The sequence below is a fragment of the Spiractinospora alimapuensis genome, from assembly GCF_018437505.1.
Taxonomy (GTDB): domain Bacteria; phylum Actinomycetota; class Actinomycetes; order Streptosporangiales; family Streptosporangiaceae; genus Spiractinospora; species Spiractinospora alimapuensis.
This window is the reverse complement of sequence record NZ_CP072467.1, coordinates 56191-75181: the sequence shown is the minus strand read 5'-3', so window position 1 is coordinate 75181 and position 18991 is coordinate 56191. Positions and strand designations below refer to the sequence as shown.

The window sequence follows — 18991 nt, the reverse complement described above, 5'->3', positions numbered from 1 at the left end:
TATAGATGTAACGCACACCAACCAGAGACCCACATCACACCTCCCTTCACCCCAACGTTCGGCGAAGGAGCGCGCCATGGTGTCGTTACGCCCACCTCCACACGGGAGACCCTCGGGACCGGCGGGTCGGTCGCGGCGCCTCGTTCCCGCCCTCGCCCTGACCGTCCTGCTGGGCGTTCAGGGGTGCCACGGTCAGGCGGGAGCGGCCGGGGTGGCCGAGGACGGCACGTGGGAACCGGTACGGGACGTCACCATCGTCGTGCCGTTCGCGGCCGGTGGGGGAAGCGACATCTTCGCCCGGAACGTCGCGGCCGGACTGGAGGAGGTACGGCCGGAGATCAACATCGTGGTGGAGAACCGCCCCGGGGGCTCGGGAGCCGAGGGGTACGGGCACTTCGCCGCGCAGGCGGGCGATCCGCACTACCTGCTGGCCGCGGAACCCGTTCGCAACGTCCTCCCGCAGAAACTCGACGTGCCCTTCGACTGGGACGACTGGACCAACATCGGCCAGGTCGTCGAGGACGTCGGCGTCCTCGCGGTCAACAGTGACGCCGAGTGGACCGACATCGACGCGTTCCTCGCCGGCGCCGAAGAGGCGGCCGAGGAGGGACGCCCGTTCCGGATCGCCCTACCGGGCGCCGGCGGCGTGGACGAGGTCCTTCTCTACCTCATGGAGGAACAGTCCGGCATCGAGTTCGAACCGGTGATCTACGACGGCACCGGTGAGACCAATCCGGCGCTCATGAGTGGCGACGTGGAAGCCACCATCCTCAACCCCTCCGACGGCCGCAGCGAGATCCAGGGGGAGGTCTTCGCACCGATCCTCGGTTTCGCCCAGGACCGTCTCGAGGTGGACTGGCTCGCCGACGTTCCGGTCGCGGGGGAACTGGGATGGGACATCAACGCCACGAAGTTCCGCGGGTTGATCGCCCCCCTCGACGTGCCCGACGGCGGACAGGAGTACTGGGTCGACGCGCTCAGCGACGCCGTGGAGACCGACGCGTTCCAGGAGTACGTGCGCGAGAGCGGACTGGCCGAGTCACGTCACTGGGGCGACGACTGGATCGACTTCCTGGAGGACTGGAACGCCGAGGTGTTCCCCGTACTCGAAAGGATCGTGGCGGAATGACTCCAGCCGCGTCGAAACGCAACCTTCCCGACGTCATCGGCGGGGCCATCATCGCGACGCTCGGCGTCGTCTTCGCCGCGGGCGGTCTCAACTACGGCGTCATGGCTGGGGGCGGACAGCTCGGGCCCGGGGCGATGCCCACCTTCGCGGGCCTGCTGCTCCTCGCGTTCGGGGTGGGCATCGCGCTCTCCGGCCTCCGGAGAGGTGCACGCTCGGCAGAGCGGGACACCGAGGAACGAGTCGAGGACCCCCCGGATCCCCCGACACCGAACGCCGACGTGCTCGCGGGTGGACGGGCGGGACCGAGCACGGATCCCGGGGCGAACGACGACACCGCGCGCGGGCTCGCCGGGGACGCTCCGGCCCCGGCGGGTCTGTCCCCGGAGCCCGGGAGCGACGCACCCGCGGCCGGTGGTGAGGACACGACACGGGAGACGCCCACGCGGGTCCTCGCCCTCCTGGCCCTCACCGCCTGCGCGGTCGCGGCCGTGACGTGGTTCGACACCTACCTCACCCTCGGTGCCCTCACTCTCCTCATCCTGGTCGTCTTCGAGCGTGTCCGGCCGCTGGTCGCCGTGGGCGTCTCCGTCGCCCTCGTGGTGATCTGCTACCTCATCTTCTCGGTTCTGCTCAACGTCCCGCTGCCGTCGATCCTCTGAGGACGCCGCGACGGCCCGAACCCTCCTCGGAGCTGATGTGGAACTCTTCGACAATGTCGTGCTCGGTTTCCAGGCCGCGCTCTCGTGGGACAGCCTGCTGTTCTGCGCCCTCGGTGTCACGCTCGGAACCTTCATCGGTGTTCTGCCCGGCCTCGGATCCGCGACCGGCGTGGCGCTCCTCCTGCCGCTCACCCTGGGCATGGAGCCCCTGCACGCCCTGCTGATGCTGGCCGGGATCTACTACGGATGCCAGTACGGGGCCTCCACCAGCGCCGTACTGATCCGTACCCCCGGAGATCCCGCGTCGGCCGTCGTCACCTACGACGGCTATCCCATGGCGCGCCAGGGACGCGCGGGCCAGGCCCTGGCCGTCGGCACGATCGCGTCCTTCATCGCCGGGACACTGACCGTGGCGGTGTTGATGCTGGCGGCACCGGCGTTCGCCGCCGTCGCCGTCCGGTTCGGCGCGCCGGAGATGTTCGCGCTGATGCTGCTCGGGCTGTTGGCCGTGGCCGGGGTCAGCTCGGGCTCCCCGCTGAAGGGTCTGGCGATGGCCGCCCTGGGATTGGCGATCGCCACCGTGGGCATCGACTCCCAGACCGGTGTCGCCCGATTCACCTTCGGGCAGGTCCAGTTGTACGGCGGATTCGGGTTCATCGAGATCGTGATCGGGATCTTCGCCATCGGTGAGCTGCTGCGGCGGGTCGGGCTGCCGACCGTCCAACCGATGCGCGCGCGCCTGCGCGACATGGTCATCTCCCGCCGGGAGCTGCGCCGCACCGTCCCTCCGGCGTTGCGTCACAGTGTCCTGGGGTTCCTTCTGGGCATTCTCCCGGGCGGCGGCGCGACACTCGCGTCGTTCCTCAGTTACGAGACCGAGCGACGGATCTCGAAGAATCCCGAGGAGTTCGGCAAGGGTCGTCTGGAGGGGGTGGCGGCCCCGGAGGCGTCGACCAACGCGGCCGTGAACGGGTCCTTCGTCCCGACGCTCACCCTGGGCGTCCCGGGTTCCGGTACGACCGCGATCCTTTTGGGCGCCTTCATCGTGTTCGGGATCGTTCCCGGACCGATGCTCATGAGGGAGCAGCCGGAACTGGTCTGGGGCCTGATGGCGTCCTTCTGGATCGGCAACCTGTTGCTGCTCGCCCTCAATCTGCCGCTCGCCCCGGCGTTCGCGTCCGTGCTGCGGATCCCCTATCGCTACCTCTATCCCGCGATCATCCTTCTCACCCTGATCGGGGCCTTCTCGATCGAGTACCGCCTGTGGGGGATGTGGGTGGCCCTCGCCTTCGGCCTGATCGGCTGGCTGATGATGCGCTACGGATACCCGGTGGCACCGGTCGTCCTCGGCCTGGTCCTGGGCCCGCTGATGGAGCCGGAACTGGCCCGGTCGTTGACCATCAGCTACGGCGACCCCCTCGTCTTCGTCCAGCGCCCCATCTCGGCCGCGCTGCTCGCCCTGGGTGTACTCCTCTTGGTCGGTCCCACGCTGTGGCGACGGCTGCGCCGTCGGCGGCGGGCGAGTACCTCCGCTCCCAGCGCGTCCGCCTGAGTCGCCACACGCCGAGCACACTCCAACGCGCTCCGCACCCCGTTCGCTACCTAGAGTAGGGAACGGGGTGTCCCCGGGTCACCCGTGTCCCGGGGACGTCGCTCTCCGGGAGCGACAACGCTGGAGGCCGCCGTGTCCACAGAGGGACCCCGCTTCGCGATTCCGCGCACCATGCCCAACCCCGCTGCCGCCCGCCCTCCCAGCACACCGTTTCGCGCCTGGATGCTGGCCGACCGGGTCCACCCCAGTGGACCGGCCACGGCCGCGCACCGCGGAGCCAGCAGCTACTCCTGGTGGAAGGTCGTGTGCCTCACGGGTGTCGACTACTTCTCCACACTCTCCTACCTCCCGGCCATCGCGGCGCTCGCCGCCGGCGCGGTCGCCCCCCTCGCGACGCTGGTCGTCGTCGCGCTCACCCTGCTCGGAGTCCTGCCGATGTACCGCCGCGTCGCGCGGGAGAGCCCGCACGGCCAGGGATCGGTGGCGATGCTGGGTCGACTACTGCCGTTCTGGCAGGGGAAGTTCTTCGTCCTCGTCCTTCTGGGCTTCGTGGTCACCGCCTGGATCATGACCATCACGCTGTCCTCGGCGGACGCCACCGTGCACCTCCTGGAGAACCCGCTGGCCCCGGAGGTACTGCGGGGTCACAACGTGCTGGTGACGATCGGTCTGATCCTGGTGCTCGGCGTCGTGTTCCTGATCGGCTTCCGCGAGGCCATCATCATCGCCGTACCCCTCGTGATCGCCTTCCTCGGGCTGAACGCCGTCGTGGTCGTGGTGTCCGCCCTCGAGATCGCGGCGTCTCCCCAGACGCTCGCGCACTGGGGAAACCTGGTGGTCGGGACCGGAGTCGGGAGCATGCTGTGGGCGACGGTCGTCGCCTTCCCGCTCCTCGCCCTCGGCCTGTCCGGGTTCGAGACGGGAGTCAGCATGATGCCCTTGGTCCGCGCGACCGGGTCCACCCCCCAGGAGCGTCTGGCCTCGCGGATCCGCAACACCCGCCGCATGTTGACCGCCGCCGCGGTGATCATGAGCGTCTACCTGATAGCGACCAGCGTCGTCACGACCGTACTGATCCCGCCGGTGGAGTTCGACCAGGGAGGCGAGGCGAACGGCCGCGCCCTCGCCTACCTCGCCCACCTCTACCTCGGTGAGACCTTCGGTACGGTGTACGACCTCTGTAGCGTGGCGATCCTGTGGTTCGCCGGCGCCTCCGCGCTGGCGGGGCTCATCAACATCGTGCCGCGCTACCTGCCGAAGTTCGGGATGGCCCCGGAGTGGACCCGCGCGGCCCGTCCGGTCGTGGTCCTGTACACGCTGTTGGCGATCGCCATCACGGTCGGATTCGAGGCCAACGTTGACGACCAGTCCGGCGCCTACGCGACGGGGATCCTCGCGATGCTCCTGTCCGCGGCGGTCGCCGTGCTGGTGTCGGTGCGCCGGGTCCGCCACCACCTACGGACTTCGCTCGCGGGGCTGCTGATCGCGGTTCTCGCCTACGCGTTGCTCGCCAACGTCGTGGAACGACCGGACGGCGTCGCCATCGCGGGAGCGTTCGTCGCCGGCATCATCGTGGTGTCACTGGTGTCCCGGGTCTTCCGCACCACGGAGCTGCGGGTGGACCGGATCGAGTTCGACGACGCCGCGCGGGCGCTCGTGTCGCGCGCGGCGGCCCGCGGCGAGCTGCAGCTCATCGCGCACCGGCCGGACCACGCGACGCCCCACGAGTACCTGGAGAAGCTGGCGTCGCAGTACTCCGACAGCCCGGTCCCCCGCGACGCCGAGGTACTGTTCGTGGAGGTGGAGGTCTACGACCCGTCGGTGTTCTCCGACGTCCTGCATGTGACCGGCACCTCGGAGAACGGGTTCCACGTGCTGCGCGTCCGTGGGCCCGCGGCCCCGAACACGATCGCGGCGCTTCTGCTCACGCTGCGGGACGGCACCGGTCTGCGCCCTCACTGTCACTTCCAGTGGGAGAACCAGAACCCGCTCGGCCTCTTCCTCCGCTACCTGATCCTCGGCCAGGGTGACACCGCGATCCTCGTGCGTGAGATCGTCCGCGAGAAGGAGCCCGACCCGAGGCGTCGACCCCAGATCCACGTGGGTGGGTGACCGAACGTCCCCGCCGGGTTCGGGGTCAGCCGAGCGGACGCGCCCCGGACGAAGTCCGAGACGCGACCGCGGAGCCGTGGTTGGTCGGGTCCGGCCGCTAGAGCGGATCCGTTCCCCCGTAGGTGCCGAACGTCCAGAGATTGTCCTCCGGGTCGGCGATGCTGACGTTGCGGGAGCCGTATGTCGCGTCGTACGGCTCCCGGACGATCCGCGCGCCCGCCGCGCGCGCACGGTCACAAACGGCGTCCGGATCGGCCGTCTGCACGTACACCCAGAGGCCTTGGGGGCGCGCTCCGTCGCCCATCGCGGCCGTGGAGCCGTACATCACGCCGCCTCCCTCGGGCCAGCGCAGCTCCGCGTGCACGATCCCCTTGTCACCCTCCTCGTCTCGTACCGTGACGCCTTCGACGAAACCGAAGACGTCGATCAGGAATGTCCGCGCGCCCTCGGCGTCGGAGTAGGACAGGCACGCCCAGACGCCGGGGCCCTTCGTGTTCGTACTCATGCTTCTCACCGTGTCAGTCGTCGTCCGGAGCGTCTTGGAGAAACGGGAGCTCCTCGCGGATCCAGGCGGTGGGAGTGAGACCGGCCATGGCGCGCCACTCGTTGGTGAGGTGGGCCTGGTCGAAGAAGCCGCACTCCGCCGCCACGGTCGCGAGGTCCGCGCCCGCCCGGATGGCCGTCCGACTCCGCTCGAAGCGGGCGAGCCGCCCCGCCTGCTTGGGGGTGACACCGAGACTCCCGCGAAATCTCTCCGCGAGGTGTCGTCGGCTCCAGCCGACGTCCCGGGCCACTCGTGCCACCGGCATCGTCCCGGAGGTCACGCGCAGGAGGCGCCACGCCTCGGCGACCTCCGGGAGGAGAGTGACCTGACGTCTGGTGGCGAGCAGAGTGCGGTCCAGGACGCCGAACACGGCCGACCAGTCCCTCTGCTCGGCCAGACGCGTCGCCAGACCACGCCCCCAGGGGATGGGGAGGTCCTCGAGGTCGACGCTCACGTCGATCAGGTCGAGCGGGGGTGCACCCAGCAGCGCCCGCGTGCCCAGTGGGTTCAGCATGACGTGGACGCCGCACTGCTCGTGGGCCTGGTCGATCAACGTGGGACGGAGATGGAGGCCGCCCACGACGCCGGTCGGTGCCGTGACGCCGTCGACGATCCGGACCGGGCCCGCGAGGCTGACGATGAGCGTCACCCAGGGCGAGGGAAGCCCGCGGTGCCGTGCGAGGGACACGTCGTGTTGGCGGTAGCCGACATAGGCGTGCACCAGGTCACGCAACGCTGGGTGCGGCAGCGCCGTACGCAGGCCGGCGGAGCCGGCGATGTCGATCACCCTCCCCAGCATAGGGACTTCTCTGTGTCACGAGGCGCTCCTGCCTGACGTGCCCCGGAAGGCCATTCACCGCCCCGGGCTCGACGGTCGGGTTACGGGGACGCGACAGCCGTGTCCGCACGTCGTGACGTTTTCGCCGGGATTCCGTGCACCACGGTGTCCAATTCGACGTTCGTTCGTTACGCGATCGCCGTTTTTCCGGCGCGTGGATCCTGCTTACGGTCCTGTGGGCGCGGAATCCCGCGCCCACAGGTGGACGAAGGAGTTTCGACCATGCCGATCCCCCGCCGAGGCAGAGCCGTCGCGTTGGTCGCGACCGGCGCTCTGGTCCTCGCCGGCCTGGCAACCTCGCCGGCCGCGGCGGAGCCCGACACCGCCTTACCCACGGATGACCTCTACCCCTGGCAGGAGCCCAACTGGCCGCAGACCCAGCCGTGGCAGGACACCGACGCCCCCGAACGGCACCAGCAGGCGCTGGCGGCGGAACGGTCGGACATCCTCGACGAGTCGGGCGCCCCGGAGCCGATCGACCCCCAGGACTGGGTCAACCCAGACCATATGACGTGGGACGACTGGACGGACGTCCCAGGAACCAATTGGGCGGACACCGAACAGGTCGGCTCGGAGGTCCAGTTCAAGGGCGCCGTAGTGCTGGTCGACTACGAGAACCAGCCGTTCGCCCTGACCATGGAAGCCGGCAGCACGCCCTTCGGGAACCCGACCGAGGAGGCCAACAGCATCCCGCGGGACGAGCTCGCGGACTGGTGGCACGACTTCCTGAACGTGCCCGGCGACATCAACCGCGGCCGCACGCTCCACGAGTTCTGGATGGAGGGATCCGGCGGCCGGATGGGCATCGAGCTCGAGGCCTTCGGACCCTATGAGATGTCGGGCCAGTCCTTCGAGTACGGCATCGAGGACCGGTGGCAGAACGACGAGGACTGTCCACCGGGGTACGAGTGTGACCAGTCCCTGCCGCCGGAGGCGGAGTCCCTCTGGTTGGAGAACGAGGGTGACGAGATCTCCGAGGAGTTCGACTTCATCTTCTACGTGTCCTCCGGTAACGACGAGTCGGGCGTGTGGCAGGAGTTCGGCCCGATGATGTGGGAGAACCCCGAGGACGTCTCCGACGAGTTCGGTCCACCGGACCCGGACATGGAGAGCAACGCCGCGGGCACCCGCTACGTGGAGTGGACCTCGTGGGCGGCCGCCGCCGGCTACTGGTCACACGCCGGACCGGGCTACTCGGTGCAGTCGGAGAGCTCCTCGCACGGCACGTTCTCGCACGAGTTCAGTCACGTGCTGGGAATCGCCGACAACTACAACAACCCCATGGCCGACCCCGTGCGCCGCACCTACAGCGGCATCTGGGGAAACCTGAGCCGCGGGATCTTCAACGGTCCGGGCGGTCCACACACCCGGTTCACGATCCCGGCGACCTCCGGCGGCGCCGTGGGCGCGCACCACATGCTCCGTGACCGGTTGGAGTTGGAGATGGTGGACGTCGAGAACGACGTCCTGCACCTGTCCCGGGACGAGCTCGCGGAGAGCGGGGCGGCCGTGGCGCAGGTGACCGCCCGGTCCGCGGTGACCGCCGGCGACCAGGAGCTCGCGGGGGTGAACATCGTCCTCGACGGCGGTGACCAGGCCCCCAACTGTGACTGGACCGAGGACCTGTACTGCGACGGCGGTGACTACGACAACTACACGATCGAGGCCGTGGACCGCATGGGCTACGACTCCTTCACACCGGACAACGGTGTGCTGCTGTCGAAGACCAAGGACCAGGACCGCGCGCCGTTCGTGTGGGTGGTCGACGCCAACCCGGGTGACATCGGGATGGTGGACTTCGTCTGGCCGGACGGAACGCCCGAGTACATCACCGAGGGTGACTACCGCCAGTTGTCCAACTCGGCGTTCCACGCCGGGACCGACTCAGGCAGCGAGTACGAGTACGTGGACGAGGACAACCGTCTGCACTTCTACATCGTGGACCTGGAGCGCGACGACGACGGGATCCTGACCTACACCGTCGCCACACGCTCACTGGACGGGTCTGGTGACCAGGAACGCGGTGTCGAGTTGCCGTCGAACGCCACGGGTGTGGCGCTGGACGACGACTGGGTCCGCTGCGAGGTGGAGCTCACCAATTCCGGCGAGGCCGGCGACGAGCCCCACACCAGCTCCGACGTGTACCGGCTCTCCGCACGGGCACCGAGCCCGCACTGGGAGGTCTGGCTGCCCAACGAGCTCGCGGTGGCCGAGGCCGGCGAGTCCACCACGGTGGAGGTGTACGCGAACCGGACGAACCCCAACGTCGGCGGTGGCGGAAACATCCACCTGACGGCGGAGTCCGAGAGCGACTCGAGCGTCTCCGACCGGACCGTCTGCACCCCCTCCGGCTGATCCTCAGTCGGTGACTCCGACGGGGGGCCGGGATCAATCCCGGTTCCCCGTCCTTTCTCGTGACCGGGGCCGCTCGAAGCCGGACACACCCAAAAGGGCACGTCGGGTGGGCCCTTTCCCGCGCGTCCCCGTGAATCCGCCCCACACACCCCCGATCGTCACCTAGTGTCTCTCCGTCGTCACTTTTGGTCGTGTCGGAGGGATCGTAGACGATGAACGCAGTGCTGGAGGCCCTGTCGCGGCGAGACGAGCACACCCCCGTGCTCCACGACGCGCGAGAGGCACTCACCGCGGGTCAGAGCGTGCGCCTGACGTATCGGTTCGCACACGCGCTGTCGCGCTATGGCTACGGTCCTGGTGACGTGGTCGCCTTGGTGGGACCGGTGAGCAGCCGTCTGTACCTGCTGTCGCACGCGGTGGAGCTCGTGGGGGCGGCGCAAATGGAGGTCCCGTTGGCGGTCGCCCCCGAGGACCAACTCGGCCTCATCGAGGAGTGTGGCACCGCGCTGGTGGTCGTCGATCCCGAAACCGTCGACGACGCCCTTGTCGCGCGGCTGGCCGACCACCCCACCGCGCGGCTGTGCACGTTGGCACCGTCGGATCGGGGCGAGGACCTGGTCGCCGTCAGCGCCGAGTTGAACGCGGGGCCGATGTCCCCACGCGGTCGCCCAGGTACGCCCATCCGGATCTCCCTCACCGGAGGCACGACCGGTCGCGCCAAACCCGTGGTCCGCAATTTCCGAGCCGACCGGCCCGACGTTCGCGCGACATTCCTCGGACGTCTCCTGGGCTCCTCCCCCCGGCGGCCGAGGACACTGGTGGCCGGACGTCCCACCGGACTACTGCGGACGTTCGCCGACGCGACTGTGGCCCGGGACGGACGGCTGGTGTGCCTGGCCGACTTCGAGTCCGAGCGGGTGCTCGAAACGGTCCAGAGACACGGCATCACCCACCTGCTCATCCCCGCACATGAGCTTCGCGGCCTCGTCGACCACCCGGCCTGCGCGCGGACCGACCTGTCCTCACTGTCCTGCGTGACGACTGGCGGAGGCCCGGTCAGCCCCGCCCTGCTGCGGGCCGCGGTGGACCGGCTCGGCCCGATCGTGTACTGTTCCTACGGCCAGACCGAGGCCGGGAACATCGCCTGGCTCTCCCCCGAGGACTACTCGGCCGGAGACCCGGCGGTACTTCGTAGCTGTGGCCGGCCGGTACCCGGCGTCGAGGTCCGGGTCCGCGACGATGCGGGCGGGGAGCTCACGCCGAACGAGCGGGGACGGGTCTGGGTACGTACCCCGATCATGATGCACGGATACTGGAACCGACCACAGGCCACCGCGCGTGTGTTCGAGGACGGGTGGCTGGACACCGGAGACGTCGGTTTCCGGACCGAGGACGGCTATCTCACCATCCTGGGGCGCTCGCACGACGCCATGACCATCGACGGCCGGACCGTGTTCTCCTCCGAGGTGGACACGATCCTGGAGGAACACCCACAGATCCAGGCCTCCGCCACCTTCGACGTTGCTGGAGCCACCGGCACGACGCTCCACACGGCGGTGGTTCCGCGCCCCGGCGTCGCTCTGGACCCCCCGGCCGTGCGCTCCTCCCTCGTGAACCGCCTTGCCCCACACCAGGTCCCATCCACCGTGCGAGCCGTCCCCCACATCCCCTACACCTACGCCCACGAACTCTGCTGGAACACGTTGCGCGCGTGGCACGCCGCGTCATCGGACTGACGCGGCGGGGCGGAAGTTCGGAGCGTCCCGGATCGGTCTGGACCCCCGGCGTGACATCACCACGCCCTCCGGGCCCGCGAGTTGGCCCGGTACCCACCCGAAGCCGCCGGCGGGCGCTGCCCCCACCGGCGGCCTCGGGTGGTCGCCACGACGTCTAGGGGAGCTCGACCGGGCGGTGTCCGATGAACAGGCGAGCATGGGCGCGCGCCGTCAGCCCCGCCTCGGTGACGGCGGGCCGGAGGGCCGTGGTGACCTCCTCACGGAGTCCCTCCAGCATGGACGAAGGCAGACGTTCGTAGAGAGCGCGGCTTCCCACGGTCCAGGACCAGTCCCACCACGTGTCGACGTCGGAGAAGGTCAATTCCTCCGTGACCGCCGTCGAGGTGACGTCGACGAAGCCGGACCGGGTGAGGCTCCCGGCGACGTCCATGTCGAACCGCATCGGGATCGAGGCCGGGGTCGGGGCCTGGGCGGCGTAGCGGCCGTAGATCTCGGCCATCCGCCGAGCGTCCCCGGGGAAGACCTGTCGGACGGGAACGGAGACAGCGCACCGACCGCCCGGGCGAAGGACGCGGTGGAACTCCGTGACCACCGCGTCCGGGTCCGGCATGACGAACAGGGAGAAGGCACTGAGCACGACGTCCACGGAAGCGTCCGGCACGGTGAGCGACCGGGCGTCCGCGCGGGCGACCGAAGCGTTGGAGAGCCCTCGCGCCTCGATCTCGGCGGCCAGGTCCGCCACCATGCGGGCGGAGATGTCCACCCCGTGCGCGTGGCCGGCGGCGCCGACGCGTCCCGCGGCGAGGAGGAGGCAGGCTCCCATCCCCGACCCCACGTCGAGTACACGGTCCCCCGGGCTCGGCGCCGCCAGGTCGACCAAGTGCCGCCCGAACCGGCGGAAGTGGTCGACCTGCTGGTCGTAGCCCGCTGCGCACCGGTCGTACACCATGGACGTCGCGTCGGGGACACCGGTCATGAGGTGCCTCCGCCGACCGGGACCTCACGCAGGGCACGTTCGAGGACGAGGGCGACGGTGTCGATGTCCCGAGTGGTGTGCGCGGTACTGAGGAACCACGGTTCGTCCGGCACCGGGTGGAAGTAGACCCCGCGTCGCTGACAGGCCATCTGCAGGGCGCGGTGTCCGCTCTCGTCCAGTTCCCCGGTCGCGTCGTCCAGCAGTCCGGCCGACATCACCGAGCCGACACGGCGCACCGACAGGGTCCGCCCGGCGGCGGCCGCCGCGGCGCGGACCCGCTCCTCCGCGTAGGCCCCCAGTCCCTCGAGCTCCGGGTACAGTGTCGCCGCGGCGCGGATCTTCGCGAGTTGCGCGGCCACGGCGCTCAGCGCCGCGTGGTTGCCGGAGTAGACACCGGCGTGGAAGGCCTCGTACCGGGTGAGAGGGGCCATGACCTCGCGGGATCCACCGAAGGCCGCGACCGGGAATCCGCCGCCCATGACCTTGGACAGCACCGTGAGGTCGGGTGTGACCCCGTAAAGCTGCTGCGCTCCCCCACGCGCGACTCGGAAGCCGGTGATCACCTCGTCGAAGACGAGCAACGCACCGTGATCCCGCGTGCGTTGACGCAGCAGCTCCAGGAAACCGGGCGCGGGCGGCACGACTCCGACGTTGCCGAGGACGGGTTCGCAGATCACCGCTCCCAACTCCGCACCGTACTGGAGGAACACCTTCTCCACCGCGTCGGCGTCGTTCCACGGGACCTGCAGCGTGTGGTCGACCGCTTCGGGGATCATTCCCGCCGCACCCGGTCGTGGGTGGACACCGTCGCCGTCCCGTCCGCGCAGCAGTGTCTCGCTCCATCCGTGGTAATGGCCGCTGAACGTGAGGATCAGACTTCGACCGGTGACCGCTCGGGCCAGCCGGATGGTGGACATCAGTGCTTCGGTGCCGGAGTTCGCGAACCGTAGCTGTTCCACGCTGGGGACGAGTTCGGTGACCAGGGACGCCGCCTCCTGGTCCAGGCGGTGGGGCAGCCCGGTCAGGTGTCCGCGGTGGAACTGCTCGGCGATCCGCCCGGTGACGTCATGGTCGGCGTATCCGAAGATGTGCGGACCGTAGCCCATGTTGACGTCGATGAGCTCGTTGCCCTCGATGTCGTGAACCCGGCATCCGGCGGCGGACTCGACCACGATCGGGGCCGCGATACCCCGCGCGCGCATGTTGCTGCTGACGCCTCCGGCGACGACCTGGTGCAGGGCCTCGTAGGCGGTCTCGTTCGTCTGGCCAATCCGCGCGCCCGGTGTGGGTCGCGCGCTGGAAATGGTGTGTGTCATGGGTTTCCCTTCTCGGTGGCGAGTTCGTGGGCGGGGCCGCGGGCGTCGTCAGCCGGGGCCTCTACGGAGAATCGGTTCGGGGAGTAGGCGGCGAGACACGGGACGGGGGTGTCCGTCGCGATCGCGGCCGCGATGTGGCGTCCAAGCAAGGGACCGAGCGAGGCCCCACTGTGGGTGACCGCCTCGTAGTAACCGGGTATCCCGTCGAGCGTGCCGACACTGGGCAGTCCGTCAGCGGGGTAGGCCCGGACACCGACGCGCGCCGCGTCGGGGCGTCGGCCACGCAGTCCGGGAAGGAGGGCGGCGGCCCGCTCCACGAGCTCCTGGACGAGTGAGGTCAGGGGGCGGCGCGGGGTCGCGTCGAGCCCACGCGGATGAGGGCCGACGTGGGAGGCCAGCCGGGTGTCGACCGCGTCCGAACGCAGGCGTACGGTTCGGGGGCCCGCGGGGCGGACACTGATGTCCGGACCGAGCACCATGGCGTCCAGACCGCCCGGGGTGACGACGTCGACCAGGAGCCCCGGTGTCGGCGCGAGTCGCAGCGGCGCACCGACGAGGCCGGCGACGTGCTGGGCCTGCGCACCGGCGGCGTTCACGACCATGTCGGCGTCGACGACGCTGCCGTCCTCCAGTGTGACACCGCACACGACGCCGGTGGGCCGAGTACGGAGCGCGGTGACGCGCGCCCCATACCGGACGTCCGCGCCGTGCCGCCAGGCCTGGTCCACCATCCAGCGGGACATGACCGGGAGGTCGACCCAGCCTTCGTGGGGCAGGTGTGCGACTTGGTCGGGCAGGGACGCGACACTGAGCCGGCACGGCTGGTGGGGCCCTGCCGCGGGAACGAGCGCGGCCTGGTACCCCCGGTCACGGGCGCTGCTCACGTCGTCGGCCAACTGGTCGGTGTCACGGGTCCACACGAGGCTCGGGCAGAGGTGGAAGCCGGGAACCCCGTCCTCCCGCAACCGGTGGAGCTCGCGCAACCCGTCGTGGTTAAGCGCGAAGTACGGAGCTGGTGTCTTGCCGAAGGCGGTGGCGCGGGAGAACGAGGCCCCGCTGGTGGCGGTGGCGACCTGGTCGGCCTGTTCCAGGATCACGGCACGGACCCCGCGCAGGGCGAGGTTCCACGCGATCGACGCTCCGACCACTCCGGCACCGATGACGACTACCGTGCGCACGTGTCCCTCCCCACGACCGGGTCGGGACGGCCGGCGTCGTCGTCCCGGTCTCCGCGGGACAGCCCGTTCCAGTCCACCGGCTCCCTCGGCCAGGACTCGTCGACGACGCGGACGCGGGTCGGTGTGCCCCACCCTGTGCGGTCGCTGCCGGTGAGATTGACCAGCACCCGCTGGTGTTCGGTGAGCATGCCCGCCTGTCGCATGCGCACCGCACCGGCGAGGGCGGTGGCGCTGGCGTAACAGACGCGCACCCCCTCGGTTTCCTCCAGGAGGGCGCGGGTGCTCCGGATCGCCTCGTCGTCCACGTCGACGATCCGGCCACCGGTGCTCTGGCAGATGTGTCGGATGTAGGGGTAGGTCTGGCTCGGATCGCCGCGCAGGATGGCCTCCGCGAGACCCCGGGGTTCGGCGATGACGTGTCGGGACTCGATCGCGGCCGCTCCCTCGGCGTAGGCGTGCGCCATGGGTGCGCAACGCGACTGCTGCACCGCGACGAAACCCGGTAGCCGCGGGAGGCGACCCAGGTGTTGGTACTCGCAGGCCCCCTTGTACGCGCCGAGGAGGCCCATCCCGCTGCTCACGGCCTGGAAAACGTAGTCGGGTGGATCCTCCATCTGGTCGAAGGCCTCCAGGTAGGCGAGCTTCAGACCCTCTCGGCGCGCCAGGTTGAAGAAGCCCCCCTCGGACAGGGCTCCGGTCCGCTCGGCGAAGCGACGGGCGACCTTTCCCGCGGAGACGAAGTCCCCCTCGACGAGGTAGGTGGCGACGGCAGGGTGGTCGGGGTAGTTGAGGCGTCCGCGGAAACGGGTGCCACAGAAGAGCGCCATCTCCATCCCGGAAAGCGACTGAACACCCCGGGCATATGCCGTGGAACTGTTACCGGTGGAGGCCATCACGAACTTTTTCACCCCGAGTTCGACAAACCGGGACAGACCCAGGGAGGCAATTCGGTCTTTCGTGCTCAGAGTCGGATTGGCGGCCTCGTTCTTGAGGACCAACCGCGGCAGCCCGACACGACGCCCGAAATCCTCGGCCAGAAAACAAGGGGTTCCACCGTCACCCAACCAATGGATGCTGCTTTTACGGCGCAGCGGGAGGAGGTCGAAGTACCGTTGGAGTGGATTACTCCCCTCACCCAGTGAGACCCGACCCATGTCGTGAATCGCGTCCACGGCCCCGCCACAGTCCGGACAGCGGTTGACGAGCTCGTCCTCCTGTCGGCGTCCGCACAGTACACAGACGATAGAGAACCCTCCCTCCCGTCCGGAGGACTCACGCATGAGGTCCTCGTAACGCAGGACGACGCCCATCGATGCCTTCCCTTCCGTTCCGCGCGAGCGGAGCCCAGCGGGCACGTCAACGCGCGAGGTACGTGGATCGTGATTTACGGGCGACCTCGGGCGCGCCAGTGCGGCCAACCCGCACGTCATTTTTCTCACCATCGCACACCAACAATCGCGGCTTCTGAAAAAATTGTTGGCAACGGCCATGACATTGGTCCGCCGAAACCGAGAAAGTAAAAGGATTAATAATCATGGGGCGACATCTTCCAACGCTCAACGAGTGGTCCGATTTCGCCGGCCTGCGCCAAATATGGGATGAGCGACTGCCCGATGTTCTGCGCCGCGCCAACCGCAGTGACTTCTATCGGGGACGGTTCGGGACGGATCCCGCGACGCTCACCACGCGAACACTCGCGGGTCTACCCCTGACCCGAAAAGACGATCTTCGGGCGTGCTACCCCTTCGGCATGGTCGCTGTCCCTCGCCGGGAGCTGATCTCCTACCACGAGTCCAGCGGCACCTCGCCAGGACAGACAACTGCGTCCTTCCACACCGAGGCCGACTGGTCGGAAATGGTGGAGCGGTTCGGGCGGGGCCGCCAGCGGCTCACCGACACCGACACCGTGCTCGTCCGCGTTCCCTACGCGATGGTCACCATCGCCCACCAGGTTCACGCGGCGGCGCGCGAGGCGCGGTCCATGGTCGTTCCGGCCGACGCGCGCTCGACCGCGATGACCTATCCCCGAGTGCTCGGTCTGTTGCGCGATGTGCGAGTGACGGTCGCCGCCGCACTGCCGACCGAGCCACTGCTGTGGGCCGCGTGCGCCCGAATGCTGGACGAGTCGCCCAGGGAGTTCGCCCCCGACCTGCGCACCCTGATCCTGACTGGGGAGCCGTTGAGCCCAGCCCGACGAAGTCGGATCCAGGAGCTGTGGGGATGCGACGCCACCGTCAGCTACGGCAATTCCGAATGCGGATCCAATCTCGCCGGGGAGTGCCCGGAGGGGGTGCTCCACCTGTGGGCGGACCGCTACCTTCCCGAGATCCTCGATCCGAGAACCGGGTCCACCAGTGAGGAGGGGCGCGGCCGGCTCCTACTCACCACGCTCGTCCGCGAGGCGATGCCACTGGTGCGCTACGACACCGGCGACGCGGTGGAGTTGAGCTACGACGACTGCGCGTGCGGGTGGGCTCTGCCCCGGATCCGTGTCCTGGGACGGTGGGAGCAGGGTGTGACGGTCGAGGGCCGGCTCGTCTTCGTGGCGGAGGTCGAGGAGGCCGTCTACCGGCTCCCCGCGGAACTGGGCGTACTGTTCTGGCGAGCCACCGAGGACAAGGGAAGCCTGCGGGTTCTCGTGGAGGCCGAGGCCACGACGGCCGACCGTGTGACCGCGTGCCTCACTGACCTCCTCACCGAACAGCTCGGAGTCCAGGCCGCCGTCACGGTGGTCGCCCCCGGAACCCTCGTCGACCGGGCCGAGCTCGTCCGCGAGTCACACATCGCCAAGCCGCGCTATCTGTCGACCTCGGCCGCCGGCGCGGCGGGCCTCCTCTACCCCCCACCCGCGGGCGGGGCCGCGACCACGGCCGCGCGCGTGCCCCGCCACGGCGCGCCATTCCCTCGTCGTTGATCCACGGCGATCGTCGCGTCCCACACGTCCGCGACCCCGGCGGGGCCGCGGCACCGACCACCCAACTCCGGAAGGAACCCATCGTTGAACCCCGTACTCGACGCCCTGCGCGGTGACGAACCCCAGCGGATCGTCCTTCACGATCGCTGGGGCGCGACCACCGCCGGCCAGGCGCTGGAAACGATCCGGCGGATCGCGGGCGCACTGTCGGACGACGACTACGGTCCCGGCCGTGTCGCCGCCCTGTTCGGCCCGGTGAGCACCCGTTCGTACCTGTGCGCGGTGGCCGCCGAGTGGGCCGGCGGCGGTCAGGTGGAGGTCCCGACCGACCTCCCGCTCGACGAACAGCGGCGGATCATCACCACCTGCGAGGCTCGGCACGTGATCGCCGACCCCACGACCGTCGACTCGTCCACGCTGCGGGACCTCGCCGAGACACCAGGGGTCGAACTCCTCACCCTGGGCCCGGCGTCGTCCGGTACCGACCTCCTGGCACCCGACCACCCTGCCCCCACCACGTTGCCCGTACGACACGAGGCACGCGAGGGAGAACCGAACCGAATCACCCTCACCGGCGGCACGACCGGACGGGCCAAGCTCGTCCTCCGCCGACACCCGCCGACCCGGCCGCCCAACGTCCCCTGGTTGGCGACGATCATGCGGAGAGGACCGACCCCCGCGACGGTGCTCAAGTCCGGACGGCTGACCGGCTTCGGGCGCACCCTGGGCGACGCCGCGCTGACCATGGGAGGACGGTTCGTCAGCCGCCCCACCTTCGACCCCGACGAGGTTCTCCGACTGTTGGTCGAGGAGGGGGTCACGCACTTGGCGCTGTCCCCGCACGAACTGCGCACCCTCATCGAGCACCCGCCGACCGCCACCACGGACCTCCCGCACCTGCGCTTCATCCTCAGCGCCACCGCCGCGACCAGTCCGACACTCCTGCGACGCGCTATCGAGGTGTTCGGTCCGATCGTGCGTCCGGTCTACGGACAGACCGAAGCGGGACTCATCAGCAGTCTCGAACCGGAGGACTACGCCTCCGGCGTCGCAGAGGTCCTCAGAAGCTGTGGACGCCCCCTTCCACGCGTCGGGGTGGAGGTGCGCGGCGAGGACGGGACACCCGTGCCTCCGGGACGACGCGGCGAGATCTGGGTCACCACACCGAACATGATGGACGAGTACTTGGATCGCCCAGGCGACACCGCCCACGCCCTCCAGCGGGGCTGGCTGCGAACCGGTGACGTGGGCCTCCTGGACCAGCGGGGTCTGCTCACGGTGCTGGGGCGCGCCTCCGAGGGGATACCGATCGGCGAAACCGTCGTGTTCGCCAGCGAGGTGGACACGATCCTGCAGCAGCACCCGAGGGTGCGGGATTCCGCGACCGTCGACCTCCCTGGGAGCGCTGGCCCCACTCTGGGCGCCGTGGTGGTCACGACCGATCCTGGTGTGAGTGGGCCCGAACTGCTGGCACACCTCGCCGAGCACAGTGGTCGCCTACCCGTGCCTTCGGTGGTCCGCAACGCCTCGCACATCCCCCGCACCTACGCCAACGAACCGCACTGGGACACCCTGCGTGCCTGGTGTGCCTCCCCGGAGGCTCATCCGGTCGCGGCCGACGTTGCCTCCTCCCGACGGCACCCCTGAGGTCCGTGACGGCGACGGCCTCCCGGTTGACGAAG

Annotated in this window: 14 protein-coding genes; 8 read left to right on the top strand and 6 right to left on the bottom strand. The window is 69.5% G+C overall.

What is annotated here, in order from left to right:
• Positions 1-76: 76 nt before the first annotated feature.
• The 4 genes from J4H86_RS00310 to J4H86_RS00295 all read left to right on the top strand — a co-directional run bounded on the left by J4H86_RS00310 (position 77) and on the right by J4H86_RS00295 (position 5452).
• Entirely contained in the window at positions 77-1129 is a 1053-nt protein-coding gene (locus tag J4H86_RS00310; RefSeq protein WP_236541192.1) for a tripartite tricarboxylate transporter substrate-binding protein, read from the top strand.
• Positions 1126-1788, top strand: coding sequence for a tripartite tricarboxylate transporter TctB family protein (locus J4H86_RS00305; RefSeq protein ID WP_236541191.1), 663 nt, complete (start codon positions 1126-1128; stop codon positions 1786-1788). Before J4H86_RS00310 ends, J4H86_RS00305 begins: the two co-directional genes overlap by 4 nt.
• Before the next feature lie 37 nt (positions 1789-1825).
• Positions 1826-3340, top strand: a complete 1515-nt coding sequence (locus J4H86_RS00300; RefSeq protein ID WP_236541190.1) for a tripartite tricarboxylate transporter permease — start codon at positions 1826-1828, stop codon at positions 3338-3340.
• A 132-nt stretch (positions 3341-3472) separates the two neighbouring features.
• Positions 3473-5452 (top strand): APC family permease, encoded by a 1980-nt coding sequence (locus J4H86_RS00295; protein ID WP_236541189.1) that lies wholly within the window; start codon positions 3473-3475, stop codon positions 5450-5452.
• Between the two features lie 97 nt (positions 5453-5549).
• Here the strand turns inward: J4H86_RS00295 and J4H86_RS00290 are convergent, their stop codons facing one another.
• Together J4H86_RS00290 and J4H86_RS00285 are read right to left on the bottom strand one after the other, a co-directional pair.
• Positions 5550-5957 (bottom strand): VOC family protein, encoded by a 408-nt coding sequence (locus J4H86_RS00290; protein WP_236541188.1) that lies wholly within the window; start codon positions 5955-5957, stop codon positions 5550-5552.
• 13 nt (positions 5958-5970) lie between these two features.
• Positions 5971-6783 (bottom strand): helix-turn-helix domain-containing protein, encoded by an 813-nt coding sequence (locus J4H86_RS00285; RefSeq protein ID WP_236541187.1) that lies wholly within the window; start codon positions 6781-6783, stop codon positions 5971-5973.
• 273 nt (positions 6784-7056) lie between these two features.
• On the opposite strand from J4H86_RS00285, the gene J4H86_RS00280 reads away from it, so the two are divergent.
• Positions 7057-9189 (top strand): metallopeptidase domain-containing protein, encoded by a 2133-nt coding sequence (locus J4H86_RS00280; RefSeq protein ID WP_236541186.1) that lies wholly within the window; start codon positions 7057-7059, stop codon positions 9187-9189.
• 212 nt (positions 9190-9401) lie between these two features.
• Positions 9402-10925, top strand: coding sequence for an AMP-binding protein (locus J4H86_RS00275; RefSeq protein WP_236541185.1), 1524 nt, complete (start codon positions 9402-9404; stop codon positions 10923-10925).
• A gap of 154 nt (positions 10926-11079) precedes the next feature.
• Here J4H86_RS00275 and J4H86_RS00270 read toward each other — a convergent pair whose 3' ends face one another.
• From J4H86_RS00270 to J4H86_RS00255, 4 genes are read right to left on the bottom strand one after another with little or no spacing between them, the layout of a single operon-like run.
• Complete coding sequence (locus tag J4H86_RS00270; RefSeq protein WP_236541184.1) at positions 11080-11901, bottom strand: class I SAM-dependent methyltransferase; 822 nt, start codon at positions 11899-11901, stop codon at positions 11080-11082.
• Positions 11898-13217, bottom strand: coding sequence for an aspartate aminotransferase family protein (locus J4H86_RS00265; protein ID WP_236541183.1), 1320 nt, complete (start codon positions 13215-13217; stop codon positions 11898-11900). The genes J4H86_RS00270 and J4H86_RS00265 overlap by 4 nt, the downstream gene beginning before the upstream one ends.
• Positions 13214-14395, bottom strand: coding sequence for an NAD(P)/FAD-dependent oxidoreductase (locus tag J4H86_RS00260; RefSeq protein ID WP_236541182.1), 1182 nt, complete (start codon positions 14393-14395; stop codon positions 13214-13216). Before J4H86_RS00260 ends, J4H86_RS00265 begins: the two co-directional genes overlap by 4 nt.
• Positions 14383-15705, bottom strand: coding sequence for a threonine synthase (locus J4H86_RS00255; RefSeq protein WP_236541181.1), 1323 nt, complete (start codon positions 15703-15705; stop codon positions 14383-14385). The genes J4H86_RS00260 and J4H86_RS00255 overlap by 13 nt, the downstream gene beginning before the upstream one ends.
• Before the next feature lie 224 nt (positions 15706-15929).
• On the opposite strand from J4H86_RS00255, the gene J4H86_RS00250 reads away from it, so the two are divergent.
• Both J4H86_RS00250 and J4H86_RS00245 read left to right on the top strand, forming a co-directional pair.
• Positions 15930-17309: a phenylacetate--CoA ligase family protein gene (locus J4H86_RS00250; RefSeq protein ID WP_236541180.1), complete on the top strand. Its 1380-nt coding sequence runs from the start codon at positions 15930-15932 to the stop codon at positions 17307-17309.
• Between the two features lie 84 nt (positions 17310-17393).
• A complete protein-coding gene (locus J4H86_RS00245) occupies positions 17394-18956 on the top strand; it encodes a class I adenylate-forming enzyme family protein (protein WP_236541179.1) in 1563 nt (520 codons plus the stop codon).
• Positions 18957-18991 lie beyond the last annotated feature (35 nt).